Below are 14,914 nucleotides of genomic sequence, written 5' to 3'. Positions count from 1 at the left end.
GTTCATATAATGACTATTCTCGTCACCGGCGGCCGCGGCGCGATCGCCCGCGCCGTCTCCACCGGCCTCACCACCGCGGGTCACGACGTCCGGATCGCCAGCCGCGAGCCCGGCGAGCTCGGCCCGTCCGCCGTCGCGTACGACGCGACCGACCCGGCCGCCGCCCTCGAAGGCGTCAGCCAGGTCTTCCTGTACTCCGACCCGCGGACCGCACCGGCCTTCGTGGCCGCTGCCGACGCCGCCGGGGTGAAGCAGGTCGTCCTGCTCTCCTCGCTGTCCGCGGTCGGCGGCCCCGACGACCCGCACGCGCGGACCGAGCAGGTCATCGCCTCCGGCGGCTACGCGACCACGCGGATCCAGCCCGGCGCCTTCATGAGCAACGCGAAGTACTGGTCGTTCCAGGTCCGCGCGACCGGTCAGATCCGCATCCCGTACCTCGACGCCGAGGAAGCGCCGATCCACGAGCAGGACATCGCGGACGCCGTACTGCGGGTGCTCCTCGACGGACCGGGCAACGGTCACGACGGCCGGGGCTATCCGCTCACCGGTCCCGAGTCGATGACCCGGCGGCATCAGATCGGCCTGATCACCGAGGCCACCGGCGTACCGATCGAGGCCGTCGACCTCACTCCCGACCAGGCCCGCGCCGAGATGGGGATGCGTGACGAAGGTCAGCGCGAGACCCTGTTGGCCTACTGGGCCTCGCGCGTCGGCTCACCGCACCCGATCGAGCCGGGCGTCGAGCTCCTGACCGGTCACACCGCCCGCAGCTTCAACACCTGGCTCGCCGACCACCCCGGGCTCTTCGCCTAACGGCCTTGGAGGGATTTGACGTTGTCGCCGAAGGTCCAGTTCTTCGAACCGTCCCAGTTGATGGACCAGGTCATCAGGCCCTTGAGCTGGCCGTTGAAGCTGTTCCACGACTGGGAGACCAGGGACGGCGACATGTAGCCGCCACCGGCGCCGCTCTGGGCGGGCAGTCCGGGGACCTGCTTGTCGTACGGGACCCGGATGGTGACGCCCTGGATGACCAGACCGTTGTTCAGACACGTGGTCTGCGCGACGAAGCCCTGCACTGTGCCGGCGGAGTACGAGTCGCCCGAGCAGCCGTACATGCTGCCGTTGTAGTACTGCATGTTCAGCCACCACAGCCGGCCGTTGTCGGCGTACTTCTTGATGATGGGCAGGTACGAGCCCCAGATCGAGCCGTAGGTGACACTGCCACCGGTCACGTACGCCGTCTCCGGCGCCATCGTCAGCCCGAAGTTCGACGGCATCTGCGCCTGTACGCCGTCGATGATCCGGATCAGGTTCGCCTGGGAGGCCGAGAGCTGGTTGATGTTGCCGCTCCCGGTCAGGCCGGTCTCGATGTCGATGTCGATGCCGTCGAAGTTGTACTGCTTGAGGATCGGTACGACGGTCGCCACGAACCGGTCGGCGACAGTCGACGAACTGAGGTCGATCCCGGCGGTCGCGCCACCGATCGAGAGCAGGATGGTCTGGCCGGCCGCCTTCGCCGCGCACATCTCGGCCGGGGTGGCGACCTTCACGGTCGCGTCCATCCCGTCCTCCCACTTGACCGTGCCGTCGGACAGGATCACCGGGAAGGCCGCGTTGATCACGTTGTAGCCGTGCTGGCCGATCCGCGAGTCGGTGATCGGAGTCCAGCCGAACGGCGGGTGTACGCCGTTCGAGGAGCCGTCCCAGTTCTCCCAGTAGCCGTGCAGCACCTTGCCGGCCGGGCGGGACTTCACCGCGCAAGTTGCGTTACCAGGAGGCGGAGTCGTCGGTGGCGTGGTCGGCGGCGTGCTGTCACAGGCGGCGAGGTCGAGCCACAGCGAGGGGGCGGCGATCGGGTTCCAGCCCGAGCCGGGCGGCGCGGTGTGCGCGGAGCGAGCCTGGTAGGTCCGGTTCTGGTAGCTGACCTTGGCACCCGCGGCGTACGCGACGCCCTCAGCCCAGGCGGGCGCCGTACAGGCCGCTTGGATCAATGAGGGGCCGGCTTGCGCCACCAATCCGGCGGATCCGAAGAGAAGCCCGGCTGCGATGGCACTCGCAAGAACAACGCCGACCCGTCGTTTCATGGCGACTCCTCATTCAATATGTAGCGACCTTTCGTTTACCGTAGGGCGCTACCCCGCCGGATCGCCACGACATGTCGGAAACCCGCCACGGTCGCAGCGATCACCGCGACCATCACCAGCTGATCGGGCAGCGTGTGCGCGCGCGTCAGCAGACCGAAGACCGAATGACCGAGCAGTGCGCCGCCGACGGCCGCCGCGCGATGCAGTTCGGTCCAGGTCGCGTCGGCACTCCAGCGCACGAGCTGCCGAACGACCGCGATAGCCAGCACGGCCGCAACCGCCATCGGCACCAGCACCCAGTTGCTGGGCAGCCGGGCCGAGCCGAGCGAGAACAGCAGGGCCAGGAAGGCTATGGTCGCCAGCCCGCACGCCGCAGCCACCACGATCGGCGCCGGCGGCGCGACAGGTCGCCGTACGGTGAACTGCTGCTTCGGAAGAACTCGCAACGCGACCACACCGCAGACCACGATCAGCCCGAGCACAGTCAGGATCGCGGCCGCGGACATCTGGTAGCCCGGGTCTTCGGACAACGGCACCGCGAGCCGGAGCAGTACGGCGCCGAGCACCGTCACGAACCCGGTGAGCACCATCCCGCCTCGCCGGAGGTACGGCTGCTTACCCACCTTCTTGAAGATCAGCTCCACCAGAGCGATCGGCACCACGACGCTGAACACCACGTGGTACGGCAGGTTGAGCTCCGTGTACGTCGTGTTGATCCCGAGCCACCGCGGTCCCCACTCGGCGGCGCCGTACAGGTGTGGGCTCGTCAGGCTCTGCAGCGCCAGTCCCTCTTCCAGCAAGCCGTAGCAGACGCCCAGCAACGCGATCGTCGGCCAGCCACCACCGACTCGCCTAGCCAGCTCCCTGATCAGCAGAGCGCCCGCGCCGTAGATCGGGATGTACATGAGGACCAGGTAGAGCATCCGCACCGGCACTGTCCCCAGCGCGAACTCCGCGACCAGCGGTGTGAGCAGGACCAGCGTCCAGGCAGCCTTCCCCGCGCCCGGCTCCTTCGGCGCCTTCGGCGGCTTGGGGAACGCGGCCCGGACCGAGCGAAGGTTCGTCACGACGACCAGGGCCGCGAGCAACAACCACTGCACGACCTGCACACTTCGCAGCCACAGCGGATAGGCGCCGGTCAGCAGCAAGTAGCTGACGGCAACGAGTCCGGCGATCGCGAGCGTCCGCACCCGGGTGTAGGCGCCGCGGCGGCCGCGCTTCATCCGCCGCGCCAGGAAGACGTAGAACGCGGCGATCACCAGCACCATCAATGCCCGGATGTAGATCGAGATCCGGAGCTCTTCAGCGGTCTTCGAGCTGCCCGCGGCGAGCTGGTAGTCGACCACGTTGTGGATGAACGCCACGGTCAGTACGGCGAACGCCGCGCTCGCGATCAGGTTCGTGAACAGGAGCACGGTCGCCCGGCGTACCCATTGGGCGACCTGGGGCTCGAGGGCCGTCGTCGTCATACCCGCAGGCTAGGGAAAGGCACCGCGCTTGCCATCCGACCAAAGTCGAAGCCGAACAATCTTGATGCGGATGTCAAGAAGCTCTGGGTGCCTTCGACTGGTCGGTGACAGCACACCGAAGGAGCAGCTCATGCGCAAGATCAGCTACTGGGTCCACGCCTCGATCGACGGATTCATCGACGGACCGAACGGCGAGTTCGACTGGCCGGTGATGGGACCGGAACTGTCGGCGTACTCAGAGGGCCTGGACAAGACCGTCGACACGCTGCTGTTCGGCCGGCCGGTCTGGGAGATGATGGTCGGATTCTGGCCGAACGCCGAGTCCATCACGGACGACCCGCACGTCGCCGCGTTCGCGCCGTTCTGGCGGGCCACGCCGAAGATCGTCTTCTCCCGCAGCTACGCGGGTGACGACTGGACGAGTCAGGTCGTGAACGGCGACCTCGCGGCCGAGGTCGGCAAGCTGAAGGCCGCACCGGGCGGCGACCTCCTGCTCACCGGCGGCTCGGCCCTCGCTGGAGCGCTGGCCGAGCTCGGGCTCATCGACGAGTTCCACATCGCCGTGCACCCCGTGGTGCTCGGTGGCGGCCGGCCGCTGTTCGCGCACCCGGACCAGCGCCGCGGCCTGCAGCTCGTGCAGACCGCGGCCCTCGACGGGCAGGTCGTCGTCTCGCAGTACCGGCCTGCCTAAGGCTTAGGGCAGGATCGAGTCGACGTAACCACCGTCGACACGGACGGCGCCGCCGGTGGTCGCGGAGGCCAAGTCGGAGCTGAGGTAGACGACCAGGTTGCCGATCTCCGGCGGCTCGATCAGCCGCTGGATCAGTGAGTACGGGCGGTGCTCGCGCATGAACTGGCGTTGCGCGTCGTCCCACTCCTGGTCATCGCCGACCAGTTCGTGCACGAAGTCCTCGACGCCCGGCGTGTGGGTCGGGCCCGCGATCACCGAGTTCACCGTCACGCCGGTGCCCGCCGCCGCCTTCGCGTAGCCGCGGGTCACCGCGAGCAGCGCCGTCTTGGTCACGCCGTAGTGGACCATCTCGACCGGCGTCACGATCGCGGAGTCGCTGGCGATGTTCAGCACTCTGCCGAACCCGCGCTCGGTCATCGCCGGCAGGTACATCCGGATCAGCCGGATCGCGGACAGCACATTCACCTCGAAGTACCGCCGCCACTCGTCGTCGTCGACCTCGAGCACCGGCTTCGCACCGAAGATCCCGAGGTTGTTGACCAGGATGTCCAGCTCCGGGACCTCAGCCTGCATCTGCTCAGCACCTTCGGCGGACGCGAGATCCGCCGCCACCGCGGTCACCTCAGCGCCCGGTACGTCGTTCCGCACCTGACTGGCCGCTGCTTCGGTCTTGTCCGCGGTCCGGCCGTTGACCACGACGGCCGCTCCGGCCCGGGCGAGCTGAGTCGCTATCGCGAGCCCGATTCCCTGACTCGACCCGGAAACCAGTGCTCGTCTTCCGCTCAAATCGATCTGCATACCCAAATAGTGCCCAGGGTGATGTCAAAAACCGGGAGGCTGATCCGACGCATGGGTGAAGACCACCCGAGAGGAAGCACCATGACGACCCTCACCACCACCCGTCAGCGGAGTCCACGGCTCGCCCTGGCGCTGCTGGCCCTGCCCTCGCTGCTGATCGCGATCGACATCAGCGTGCTCGGCGTCGCGCTGCCCCGGATGTCCGCGGACCTGCGGCCGTCGCCGACCGAGCTGCTGTGGATGAACGACATCTACGGGTTCATGGTCGGCGGCACGATGATCACGATGGGCGCGGTCGGCGACCGGATCGGCCGCCGCCGGCTGATCGTCATCTGCGCCACGGTCTTCGCGATCGCCTCGGCGGTCGCGGCGTTCTCGACCGCGCCGTGGATGATCATCGCGACCCGCGCGGTGATGGGCCTCGCCGGTGCCGCGATCATGCCGGCCTCGATGGCGCTGATCGGCCAGATCTTCCCGGACCCGAAGGCGCGCATCTCCGCGATGGGCGCCTACATGACCTGCTTCCTCGGCGGGATGGCGGTCGCTCCGCTCATCGGCGGCGTGATGCTGCAGTACTGGTGGTGGGGCTCGGTGTTCCTGCTCGGCGTACCGGTGATGGTCCTGACCGTGCTGGCCGCGCCCCGGCTGCTGCCGGAATCAGAGGCCCAGCCTGGTACGCCGCTGGATCTGCGCAGTGCCGCACTGTGCCTGGTGTCGATCCTCAGCCTGGTCGCCGCCCTCAAGTGGGCCGTCAACGGCGCTGAGCTCTGGAGAACCGTCGGTCTGGCAGTCATCGGCCTCGTCCTCGGCGTGGTGTTCGTCCGGCGGCAGCACACGCTCGAGCACCCGCTGGTCGATCTGTCGCTGCTGAAGCAGCCCGGCGTGGCTCGCGCGATGTGGGTGCTGTTCCTGACGGCACTTCTGATGGGCGGTACGTCGATCTTCGCCGGGTTCTACCTGCAGTCCGTGCGTGGCCTGGAGCCGCTGAAGGCCGCCTTCTGCCTGATCCCGTCGACGATCGCGATGATCGCCGCCTCGAACCTCGGTCCTTGGCTCGGCCACCGGTTCGCGCCCAAACACGTCGTACTGGGTGGGCTACTGGTCATGGTCGCCGGGTTCGTACCCTTCGCGTTCCTGCCAGTGGGCGGAGCCGGCATCGGACTGGCGATCGTCGGCTCCGTTCTCACCACGGCGGGGATCGGGGCTGCGTTCCCGTTCCTGATGAACGACATCATTTCCCATGCACCGCAGGAGCGGGCCGGTTCGGCGGCGTCGTTGGCGCAGACGGCCAACGAGATCGGGATCGCCACCGGGCTGGTGATTCTGGGCAGCCTCGCCACGGTGGTCTACCGCGCGCGGCTTTCGGTGTCCGATGGCTCCTGGGTGGACGGTTTCGAGGAGGCCGCCGGCCGGGCCGACAGCGTACTGCTCGGCCACGTCCAGACCGCCTTCGTCGACGGCTACCGCGCGGTGGGTGCCTTCGGCGTCGTCCTGATGGCCGTGATCGTCGTGCTGTACGTCGTCCCGCGCCGGGCGAAGGCTTAACGAATCGGTACGACGGCCGACGCCTCGGTGGCGATATCGGCCGCGCCCGGGAAACCGGGCGGCTGGAACGGCAGGTCGACGGACGACGTGAGCTGCACTGTGACCGTCGTACCGTCGACATCGGCGGACCAGTCGAGCCCGGCGAAACGGTTGCTCGCGGCAACCTCATCCAGGTACGCCGCGGTCAGCCGGCGGGCGTGGTCGGGATCGAGCTCGGCGTTGCCGTCCGCGGCTGGCTGAGTGTGGAGCGCAGCCAGGCCGTTGGCGGCGGCGAGGACAGCGCCGTCGGCGGTCGCATCCAGATCCCGCCGGACCAGGAACACCTTGGAGATGTCGGTCACCACCACGATCATCAGCAGGATCACGAACGTGAAGCCGATGATCAGAACGGTCATCTGGCCTTGCTCGTCACGGGTTCTCATCCGTCGCCCTTCGCCTCGCGGTAGTCGCCGTACGGCTCGGTGTGCGAGGAGCGGAGCTGAATCGCGGGCGGTTCGCCGCCGATCGCATCAGGGATCAAGGGCAGCCGGACCCTCGTGTTCAGCGTGACGGTCACGGTCGAGCCGGGCTGCAGGCAGGCGGGGTTGCAGCTGATCGCGAGCTGGTCCGAGGTCAGCTCCATTCCCTGGTCCTTCATCGCCAACCGAGCGGCCTCGAACGCGCGGGCCCGGGCCTCGTCCTCCGACAATCCGACCGGCACGATGATGAACGCGCGCCCGGCCGCACGGGTCGCCGCGGTCGCGCCGTACGAGGCTCGCTGCACGTCGAAGACCGCGAGCAGCACGTAGAGCAACGGAACCATCAGCAGGATGGCGAGCCAGGAGAACTCGACCACCGCACTGCCGCGTTCGTCCCGCTTCATTCGCCGGTCTCCTTGACCGCGTGCCCGGCAACGCTGAAGTCGACCGCCGGACCCCACAGGCCCAGCGCCGGCAGATGCGCCCGCACGACGACCTCAACCCCGGGTTGGCCTTCGATGTCGGTCGCGCTCGCCTCGACGGAGTCGACCAGCCGAGCGTTCACCACGCCGCCGATCAGCTCCTGCGTCCGCACCTGGCCATCGGCCGGCGACCTGTTCAGTACGGCGGCGTAGTGGGCGCCCTCCGAGGCCGCGGCCGTCACTGTGTTGCGCACGTACAGATAGAGGCCGACCTGAAGGATGCCCAGGAACAACGGCACCACCAGCATCGCGACCAGCACGAAGTCCACGACCGCGGATCCACGGTCGCTCCGCGCTCGCTTCACTTGTTGGAGACAGACTTCAATGCGTTCTCGAGCATCGACTTGAGCTGGTCGCCGGCCACACCCCAGATCAGGACGACCAGACCGGCCGTCATCACGGTGATCAGCACCCAGCCGGGCACATCGCCGCGTTCCTTGCCCGCCGGCCGCGGCATCAGCAATGCCGCGCACATTCTCGTCATCAGTAGGGACATGCTTCTCCTCGTTTCATCCTGCGATCAGCCGGATTCCGACAGCGCCTGGGAAAAAGGCGAACATGATGGTCGTTGGCAGAACCAGGAAGATGACCGGCACCATCATGGCGACCTCGCGGCGAGCGCCGGACTCGATCAGTTCACGGCGACCGGCCTCACGAATGTCAGCGGCTTGTGCCCGCAGTACGTCGGCGAGCGGCGTACCGCGCTCAATCGCGACCGCGAGCCCATCGGCGAACCGGGACAACGCCATCAGGCCGGTGCGATCCGCCAGGGCATCCAATGCGCGGACGAGCGTGGCACCGGCTCGGGTCTCGGCCAGCACCTGTTTGAGCTCGTCCGCGAGATCACCACGGCAGGATCGGGCGACCCGGTCGAGTGCAGCGGCCGGACCTTCGCCGGCCGCGACCGACAACGCCAGCAGCTCCGCCACGGTGGGCAGCTCTGCGAGCAATCTGCGCTCGCGGTTGCGGACCTGAGTGCTGAGGTAGGTGTCTCGGGCAAGCACTCCGACGACGCCGACCACCGCGCAGAAGACCAGCATCCCGAGCGGATTGCCGATGCCGAGCGCCACCGCCACGAGCGATCCGACGAGCGCCGCGCCGAATGCCGCCGTACCCCACAGCAACTGCTCGATCCGGAACTCCTCGACTGTCCGCTCCAGACCAGCCCGGGAAAGCCTGCGCCGGATCGAGCTCGCACCGCCGAGGATCCGCTCCAGCCGTCGCGCTCCGGACCGCAACGAGGGTCCGAACAACCGCAGGATCGCGGAGAACGGCGAGTTCGACACGGCGACTCCGAGGAACACTTCGGTCCCGTCGAGATCCCGCAGGTACGGCGCGATCCGGTCGTCCGGCGTTGGTTTGCGCAGGAACGGCATCCGTCGTACGGCGATGATCAGACCGGTGCCGAACAGCGCACCGAGCAACCCGCCCAGCAGCGTCGGGCTCATCGCAGCACCCGCTCGGGCTCGGGCAGTCGACCGATCCGCAACATCACCCGGTAGGCCAGCACACAAACCGCCGCACCAGCGCCGATCACGATCGCGCCCACCGGCGAGTTGTAGCGCTGGATCACGTCGCCCTGGAACGACAGCATCGCCAGGACCAGCCACGGCGCCGCGACCGCGACCCGCGCGCCGTTGATCGACCAGGACTGCCGCGATTCGAGCTCTGACCTGGTCCGGGCGTCGTCGCGCAGGAACGTCGACAGGGATCGCAGCAGACGACCGAGGTCACCACCGCCGACCTCGCGCGCGATCCGCAACGCCTCCACGACTCGATCCCCGACCGGATCCGCGAGCCGGGCCTTCAAGCGGTCGAGCGACTCGGCGAACCGGCCGGTCGAGGCATACTCGGCGCCGAACCGCCGGAACGGCTCGCGCAACGGCAGCGGCCCACGCTCACCCACCTGCGCCAGCGCCTCCGACAGCGACAACCCAGCGCGCACCGCGGATGCGATGTTGTCGACGACATCCGGCCAGAGCTCCCGGAACTCACCCAGCCGTTTCCGGGCGCGGCTCTTCACGAGAGCCACCGGTGCACTGCCGGCCATCACGCCGAACACCACGCCCACCGGCCACGCACCGGAGACCGCGAACATCACCACGAGCCCGATCAGGCCGGTGAGCAGGCAGGCGCCGATGAAGGCCACCGGTGTCACGCCCTCGACTCCGGCGCTCGCCAGCAGGTCGCGGCTCCGCGTCACCAGGCGGCCGTCCCGGGCCTCGCGGAGCTCGGCCGGCGCCACGAACGTCGCGATGATCAGCAGCAGGCCGATCCCGAAGAACAGTCCCAGCAGGAGACCCATCAGGACCCACCTCGCGGCAGCTCGGTCAGCAGCCCGGACACGTTGTACCCAGCGAGCGTGAACCGCTCGGGATGCGGCAGCTGCCCTTCGGCCCGCCGCAACAGTCCACCCACGGTGCCGAACAGCGTCTCGGTCTCGATCGTCTGGTCCTCGATCCGCCCGCTCACCGCCAGGATCTCGCGCACCCGACGTCGTCCATCGGCGGCGATCCCGAGGTGGACGACGAGATCAACGCACCCGGCGACAGTCGGCAAGACAAACCTGGAGCCGATGTTCTCGCCGGCCAACAGTGGCAACGTGCACATCTTGGTCAGGGCTTCGCGTGCCGAGTTCGCATGGATCGTGCACATGCCTGGCAAGCCAGAGTTCAAAGCCAGCAAGAGATCCAGGCACTCCTCGCCTCTCACTTCACCGACGATCAGGCGGGACGGTCTCATCCGCAGCGATTCCTTGACCAGGTCACGCAGCCGGATCTCGCCGGTGCCTTCCAGCCCCGCCTGCCTGGTCTGCATCGACACCCAGTCGGGAATCGGCAGCTTGATCTCGAAGACCTCTTCACAGCTGATCACGCGTTCGCTGCCTGGGATCGACCCGGCCAGTGCGTTCAGCAAGGTGGTCTTGCCGGCCTGGGTGCCGCCCGAGACCAGGATGTTGAGTCCGCAAGCCACCGCGGCGTCCAGCACGGCCGCGGCATGCGGCGTCAGCGAGCCGAGCTGGACCAGGTCGCTCAGCCTGGTTGCGCGGACCGTGAATTTCCTGATGTTGACTGCCGCGTAGCGATGCGTGATGCCACCGAGGACGATGTGCACGCGGCTGCCGTCGGGCAGCCGGGCGTCGGTGAACGGCTGCGAGACGTCGACGCGGCGGCCGGTGGTCTTCAGCATCCGCTCGACCAGGTCGCTGACCTCTTCCTCGGTCAGGACGGTGGTGGTCAGCTCGTGGCGGCCTTCGCGGGCGATGAACACCCGGCTCGGCTCGTTGATCCAGATCTCCTCGACCGAGGGGTCATCCAGATAACGCTGCAGCGGGCCGAACCCGGCCACCCGGTCGTGGACCTCACGGCTGACCGCCTCGATGTCGCCGATCGGCGGAACCACACCGGTCAGGCTGCGCTCGTCGTACTCCCGGACGACGGTCGCGACGATCACGTCCACCGCGGCCGGGTCGCGGAGCGGGTCGATGCCTTCGCGGCGGACGACGTCGCGGACCTGGGCATCGATGAGCTCGACGGCGTCGTCCCAGCCCGACCGCCGCACGGAGAGACGGTCGGCTGTCATGGCCCTCCCCCGGAGTCACTCACTGGTTGCTGTGAGCGACCATCCTCCCAAGCACAGAGGGTCAATGCCAGTCACAAGGAGTCACCTGTGGATAACTCGCTCCTAGGACCGACCCACGCCGGCGCAGGAATGCGGAGCGGACCGCCCACATCCTGGGGGTGCGCACTGTCTGCGGTGGCCTTGAACAAGTTATGCCTTGTTCAAGGCCACCATTTCCTGTCTAAACCCCCGACAACTGCACGCCCGTCAGCGGTGGATGAGGGTGTGCTCGAAGGAGTAGCGGCTTGCCCGGTAGAGGTGGGAGCCGAACTCGACCGGCTGCCCGTGGTCGTCGTACGTGATCCGGGTGGTGGCCAGCAGCGGGTGACCGGGCTCCTCGGCGAGCAAACGGGCCTGCTCGGGAGACGCCGGTACGGCGGAGATGGTCTGGTGAGCGACCTTCAGCCGCACGCCCTCGGCTCGCAGCAGTTGGTAGAGACCGCGCTCGGCCAGAGTGGTCGGGTCGGTCTCCAGCAGGTCCGGCGGCAGCCAGTTGCGCATCAGCGCGAGCGGCTCACCGTCCGCCCGGCGCAGGCGCTCCAGGCGCAGGACACGGTCGCCCACCTCGCACTGCAGCGCAGTCGCCACCTCTGCGGTGGCAGGCGCGATTCCGAGCCGCAGCACCTCGGTTTCCGGCTTACGGTGTGCCGCGGCCAGGTCGTCGTACAGGCTGGTGAGCTCGAGGGAACGGCGCACCTGGCCCGAGTTGCCGACCACCTGCGTCCCGACGCCACGCTTGCGGACCAGCAACCCCTGGTCGACCAGCCGCGCGATCGCCTGCCGCACGGTGGGCCGGCTCAGCCCGTACGCCTCCGCGAGGTCCACCTCGTTGCTCAGCCGCGACCCGACCGGGAGTTCTCCTCCCTGGATCGCTGCCTCGAGCTGCTGTGCCAACTGCACATGCAACGGCGTTCGACTGCTCCGATCAACCTGGACCTGCACGGTACTCATGGGCACATCCTGAGGGTTCCACCCTGATCAGTCGACCCACCACGGTGATTTGATCAGATCCCTTCCGATTACCCAGCGTTCAACTACTACGACACACGGCAGCATGAACGCAGAGTGAACGCGCCCGATGTCGGGTCCGGATGGCGGTCCGGGGATATCTGTCAGAGCTTCTGTAGGCGAGGATGTCGCCTTCCGGATCATCCGCCGGCCCACTCGGGGGCTGCGCTGGCTGCTGTACGGCTGAGATGAAGGAGATGTATGGAACCGCTGCGTATCGGGATCCTTGGTGCGGCCCGGATCGCGGGTCGCGCGATCGCCGAACCGGCCCGGCTCACCGGCGCCCGGCTGGTCGCCGTCGCTGCCCGGGACCGGGATCGCGCCGAAGCCTTCGCTGCGGAACACGGGGTCGAACGCGTGCTCGCGTCGTACGACGACGTGATCGCCGACCCGGAGGTCGAGGCGATCTACAACCCGCTGGCGAACGCGCTGCACGGCCCGTGGAACCTCAAAGCGATTGCCGCGGGCAAACACGTCCTGACGGAGAAACCCTCGGCCAGCAACGCAACCGAGGCAGCGTTGGTGCGCGACGCTGCCGCGGAGCGCGGTGTGGTGGTCATGGAAGGCTTCCACTACCTCTTCCACCCGGTGACGCGTCGGCTGCACGAATTGCTCGCCAAGGGTGAGCTGGGCGAGCTGCAGCACGTAGAGACCACCATGGTGATGCCTCCGCCCGCAGAGGGCGACCCGCGCTGGTCCTTGGCGCTGGCTGGTGGCGCGCTGATGGACGTCGGCTGCTACGCCCTGCATGCCCAACGCTCCATCGCCCCCTGGGCCGGTGGCGCACCCCGCCTGGTCAGCGCCCGCGCCGGCGAGCGCAAGCGCGTGCCCGGCGTCGACGAGTGGCTGAACGCGGACTTGGAGTTCCCGAACGGCGCCACCGGCGCGGTCCGGACCAGCATGGGCGCCGAGACTCTCGACTTCAGCATCAAACTCATCGGCGCCCGCGGCGAAGCCTTCGCGCCGAGCTTCGTCCTCCCCCACGACGACGACCGAGTCATCGTCACCACCAAAGAGGACCACTGGGTCGAGCACCTCGGCCGCAAGTCGTCGTACACCTACCAACTCGAAGCCTTCACCGCCCACCTCCGCAACGGCACCCCACTCCCGACGGACGCCGATGACGCGGTCGCCACCATGCAACTCATCGACGAGGCCTACGTCGCCGCAGGCCTGTCACCGCGTCCCTCGCTCTGACTGGGTCGACGTCCCTGACCGGCTTCGGCCAGGGACGTCGCCGGGGGTGCGTCAGTCGCCGGTGGGGAAGCCGAGGTTGATGCCGCCGTGGCTCGGGTCGAGCCAGCGGGAGGTGACGACCTTGGTGCGGGTGAAGAAGTGGACGCCGTCCATGCCGTGGGCGTGGGTGTCGCCGAACAGCGAGTTCTTCCAGCCGCCGAACGAGTAGTACGCCATCGGGACCGGGATCGGGACGTTGATCCCGACCATGCCGACCTCGACCTCGTTCTGGAAGCGGCGGGCGGCACCGCCGTCGTTGGTGAAGATCGCCGTGCCGTTGCCGTACGGGTTGGAGTTCACCAGGTCGAGGGCCGCGTCGTACGACGGGAGGCGGAGCACCGACAGCACCGGGCCGAAGATCTCGTCGGTGTAGATCGACATCTGCGGGGTCACCTTGTCGAACAGGGTCGGGCCGAGCCAGAACCCCTCGGCACCGCCGTCGAACTCACCGGCGCGCCCGTCCACGACCAGCTCCGCGCCTGCCTCGACGCCGGCCGCCACATAGCCGGAGACCTTGTCGCGGTGCACTCCGGTGACGAGCGGGCCCATGTCGCTGGCTCCGGTGCCGTCGCCGGTCTTGAGCTTCGCCATCCGCTCGGTGATCTTCGCGATCAGCTCGTCGGCGATCGGCTCGACCGCGACCAGGGCCGAGATCGCCATACAGCGCTCGCCGGCCGAGCCGAAGCCTGCGTTCACCGCCGCGTCGGCGGCCAGCTCGAGGTCGGCGTCCGGCAGCACGATCATGTGGTTCTTCGCGCCACCGAGGGCCTGCACCCGCTTGCCGTTCTTGGTGCCGTTCTCGTAGACATACTTCGCGATCGGCGTCGAACCGACGAACGAGACCGACTTGATGTCCGGGTGCTCGAGCAGCCGGTCGACGGCCTCCTTGTCGCCGTGCAGCACGTTCACCACACCGTCCGGCAGGCCCGCCTCCTTCCAGAGCTCGGCCATCGCGTTCGCCGCCGACGGGTCCTTCTCGGACGGCTTGATCACCACGCTGTTGCCGCAGGCAACCGCGAGCGGCACGAACCACATCGGCACCATCGCCGGGAAGTTGAACGGCGAGATGACCGCGCTGACGCCGAGCGGCTGACGGATCGAGTAGACGTCGACCTTGGTCGAGACGCCCTCGCTGAAACCGCCCTTGAGCAGATGCGGGATGCCGCAGGCGAACTCGATCACCTCGAGCCCCCGGGTCACCTCACCGAGCGCGTCGGACAGCACCTTGCCGTGCTCGGCGGTGATCAGCGCGGCGATCTGCTCCTTGCGCTCGTTCACCAGCTCGCGATACGCGAACAGGACCTGGGTGCGCTTGGTCAGCGAGGTCTGCGCCCACGCCTTCGACGCCTCGTGGGCGACCTTCACCACCTCGTCGACGGTGGCGGCCGAGGCGAGGTCGAGCTCACCGGTGACGTCGCCGGTCGCCGGGTTGTAGACCTTGCTGGTCCGCTCGGCGACACCGGTCCACGGGCTGCCGCCGACCAGATGGGTGATGCGCTTGATCTCAGTACTCACAACGATT

16 protein-coding genes are annotated in these 14,914 nt (G+C 68.2%); 4 read left to right on the top strand and 12 right to left on the bottom strand.

Going from position 1 to position 14,914, the window contains the following annotated elements; genetic code table 11:
• Nucleotides 1-9 precede the first annotated feature (9 nt).
• Entirely contained in the window at nucleotides 10-813 is an 804-nt protein-coding gene (locus tag OG474_RS26785; protein WP_405056329.1) for an SDR family oxidoreductase, read from the top strand.
• On the opposite strand, the gene OG474_RS26780 is transcribed toward OG474_RS26785, so the two are convergent.
• Nucleotides 810-2,084 carry a carbohydrate-binding protein gene (locus OG474_RS26780; RefSeq protein WP_405056328.1) on the bottom strand — a complete coding sequence of 425 codons (1,275 nt, stop codon included), beginning with the start codon at nucleotides 2,082-2,084 and terminating at the stop codon, nucleotides 810-812. The genes OG474_RS26785 and OG474_RS26780 overlap by 4 nt on opposite strands.
• A gap of 35 nt (nucleotides 2,085-2,119) precedes the next feature.
• On the bottom strand, nucleotides 2,120-3,553 hold the full coding sequence (locus tag OG474_RS26775) for a hypothetical protein (RefSeq protein WP_405056327.1): 1,434 nt from the start codon (nucleotides 3,551-3,553) through the stop codon (nucleotides 2,120-2,122).
• A 130-nt stretch (nucleotides 3,554-3,683) separates the two neighbouring features.
• On the opposite strand from OG474_RS26775, the gene OG474_RS26770 reads away from it, so the two are divergent.
• Nucleotides 3,684-4,244 carry a dihydrofolate reductase family protein gene (locus tag OG474_RS26770; RefSeq protein WP_405056326.1) on the top strand — a complete coding sequence of 187 codons (561 nt, stop codon included), beginning with the start codon at nucleotides 3,684-3,686 and terminating at the stop codon, nucleotides 4,242-4,244.
• A 3-nt stretch (nucleotides 4,245-4,247) separates the two neighbouring features.
• Here OG474_RS26770 and OG474_RS26765 read toward each other — a convergent pair whose 3' ends face one another.
• Nucleotides 4,248-5,042 (bottom strand): SDR family NAD(P)-dependent oxidoreductase, encoded by a 795-nt coding sequence (locus OG474_RS26765; RefSeq protein WP_405056325.1) that lies wholly within the window; start codon nucleotides 5,040-5,042, stop codon nucleotides 4,248-4,250.
• Nucleotides 5,043-5,123: 81 nt separating this feature from the next.
• Here OG474_RS26765 and OG474_RS26760 point away from each other — a divergent pair, with 81 nt between their 5' ends.
• Nucleotides 5,124-6,587 carry an MFS transporter gene (locus tag OG474_RS26760; RefSeq protein ID WP_405056324.1) on the top strand — a complete coding sequence of 488 codons (1,464 nt, stop codon included), beginning with the start codon at nucleotides 5,124-5,126 and terminating at the stop codon, nucleotides 6,585-6,587.
• Here the strand turns inward: OG474_RS26760 and OG474_RS26755 are convergent.
• The 8 genes from OG474_RS26755 to OG474_RS26720 form a co-directional block, all read right to left on the bottom strand.
• Complete coding sequence (locus OG474_RS26755) at nucleotides 6,584-7,009, bottom strand: pilus assembly protein TadG-related protein (RefSeq protein WP_405056323.1); 426 nt, start codon at nucleotides 7,007-7,009, stop codon at nucleotides 6,584-6,586. The two genes, OG474_RS26760 and OG474_RS26755, sit on opposite strands and share 4 nt — an antisense overlap.
• Nucleotides 7,006-7,449 carry a TadE/TadG family type IV pilus assembly protein gene (locus OG474_RS26750; protein ID WP_405056322.1) on the bottom strand — a complete coding sequence of 148 codons (444 nt, stop codon included), beginning with the start codon at nucleotides 7,447-7,449 and terminating at the stop codon, nucleotides 7,006-7,008. The genes OG474_RS26755 and OG474_RS26750 overlap by 4 nt, the downstream gene beginning before the upstream one ends.
• The gene (locus OG474_RS26745) at nucleotides 7,446-7,832 is read right to left on the bottom strand and encodes a TadE/TadG family type IV pilus assembly protein (RefSeq protein ID WP_405056321.1); all 387 of its coding nucleotides are present in this window, start codon (nucleotides 7,830-7,832) and stop codon (nucleotides 7,446-7,448) included. Before OG474_RS26745 ends, OG474_RS26750 begins: the two co-directional genes overlap by 4 nt.
• Nucleotides 7,829-8,023, bottom strand: coding sequence for a hypothetical protein (locus OG474_RS26740; protein WP_405056320.1), 195 nt, complete (start codon nucleotides 8,021-8,023; stop codon nucleotides 7,829-7,831). The genes OG474_RS26745 and OG474_RS26740 overlap by 4 nt, the downstream gene beginning before the upstream one ends.
• 13 nt (nucleotides 8,024-8,036) lie before the next feature.
• Nucleotides 8,037-8,975 (bottom strand): type II secretion system F family protein, encoded by a 939-nt coding sequence (locus OG474_RS26735; RefSeq protein WP_405056319.1) that lies wholly within the window; start codon nucleotides 8,973-8,975, stop codon nucleotides 8,037-8,039.
• Nucleotides 8,972-9,832, bottom strand: coding sequence for a type II secretion system F family protein (locus OG474_RS26730; protein ID WP_405056318.1), 861 nt, complete (start codon nucleotides 9,830-9,832; stop codon nucleotides 8,972-8,974). Before OG474_RS26730 ends, OG474_RS26735 begins: the two co-directional genes overlap by 4 nt.
• Nucleotides 9,832-11,109 (bottom strand): CpaF family protein, encoded by a 1,278-nt coding sequence (locus OG474_RS26725; RefSeq protein ID WP_405056317.1) that lies wholly within the window; start codon nucleotides 11,107-11,109, stop codon nucleotides 9,832-9,834. The genes OG474_RS26730 and OG474_RS26725 overlap by 1 nt, the downstream gene beginning before the upstream one ends.
• 246 nt (nucleotides 11,110-11,355) lie before the next feature.
• The gene (locus tag OG474_RS26720) at nucleotides 11,356-12,099 is read right to left on the bottom strand and encodes a GntR family transcriptional regulator (RefSeq protein WP_405056316.1); all 744 of its coding nucleotides are present in this window, start codon (nucleotides 12,097-12,099) and stop codon (nucleotides 11,356-11,358) included.
• Between the two features lie 258 nt (nucleotides 12,100-12,357).
• On the opposite strand from OG474_RS26720, the gene OG474_RS26715 reads away from it, so the two are divergent.
• Nucleotides 12,358-13,353: a Gfo/Idh/MocA family protein gene (locus tag OG474_RS26715; protein ID WP_405056315.1), complete on the top strand. Its 996-nt coding sequence runs from the start codon at nucleotides 12,358-12,360 to the stop codon at nucleotides 13,351-13,353.
• Between the two features lie 51 nt (nucleotides 13,354-13,404).
• Here OG474_RS26715 and OG474_RS26710 read toward each other — a convergent pair whose 3' ends face one another.
• Entirely contained in the window at nucleotides 13,405-14,907 is a 1,503-nt protein-coding gene (locus tag OG474_RS26710) for a CoA-acylating methylmalonate-semialdehyde dehydrogenase (protein WP_405056314.1), read from the bottom strand.
• Nucleotides 14,908-14,914: the final 7 nt, after the last annotated feature.

The sequence above is a fragment of the Kribbella sp. NBC_01505 genome, assembly GCF_045040285.1.
Lineage (GTDB): Bacteria > Actinomycetota > Actinomycetes > Propionibacteriales > Kribbellaceae > Kribbella.
Note: the sequence above shows the minus strand (reverse complement) of the source record. Positions and strands in the feature narration are given on the sequence as shown.

Bases quoted from the DNA above. Each gene is read 5' to 3' on its own strand.
- OG474_RS26785 (WP_405056329.1), top strand. From the start codon at position 10: ATGACTATTCTCGTCACCGGCGGCCGCGGCGCGATCGCCCGCGCCGTC.
- OG474_RS26780 (WP_405056328.1), bottom strand. From the start codon at position 2,084: ATGAAACGACGGGTCGGCGTTGTTCTTGCGAGTGCCATCGCAGCCGGG.
- OG474_RS26775 (WP_405056327.1), bottom strand. From the start codon at position 3,553: ATGACGACGACGGCCCTCGAGCCCCAGGTCGCCCAATGGGTACGCCGG.
- OG474_RS26770 (WP_405056326.1), top strand. From the start codon at position 3,684: ATGCGCAAGATCAGCTACTGGGTCCACGCCTCGATCGACGGATTCATC.
- OG474_RS26765 (WP_405056325.1), bottom strand. From the start codon at position 5,042: ATGCAGATCGATTTGAGCGGAAGACGAGCACTGGTTTCCGGGTCGAGT.
- OG474_RS26760 (WP_405056324.1), top strand. From the start codon at position 5,124: ATGACGACCCTCACCACCACCCGTCAGCGGAGTCCACGGCTCGCCCTG.
- OG474_RS26755 (WP_405056323.1), bottom strand. From the start codon at position 7,009: ATGAGAACCCGTGACGAGCAAGGCCAGATGACCGTTCTGATCATCGGC.
- OG474_RS26750 (WP_405056322.1), bottom strand. From the start codon at position 7,449: ATGAAGCGGGACGAACGCGGCAGTGCGGTGGTCGAGTTCTCCTGGCTC.
- OG474_RS26740 (WP_405056320.1), bottom strand. From the start codon at position 8,023: ATGTCCCTACTGATGACGAGAATGTGCGCGGCATTGCTGATGCCGCGG.
- OG474_RS26735 (WP_405056319.1), bottom strand. From the start codon at position 8,975: ATGAGCCCGACGCTGCTGGGCGGGTTGCTCGGTGCGCTGTTCGGCACC.
- OG474_RS26730 (WP_405056318.1), bottom strand. From the start codon at position 9,832: ATGGGTCTCCTGCTGGGACTGTTCTTCGGGATCGGCCTGCTGCTGATC.
- OG474_RS26725 (WP_405056317.1), bottom strand. From the start codon at position 11,109: ATGACAGCCGACCGTCTCTCCGTGCGGCGGTCGGGCTGGGACGACGCC.
- OG474_RS26720 (WP_405056316.1), bottom strand. From the start codon at position 12,099: ATGAGTACCGTGCAGGTCCAGGTTGATCGGAGCAGTCGAACGCCGTTG.
- OG474_RS26715 (WP_405056315.1), top strand. From the start codon at position 12,358: ATGGAACCGCTGCGTATCGGGATCCTTGGTGCGGCCCGGATCGCGGGT.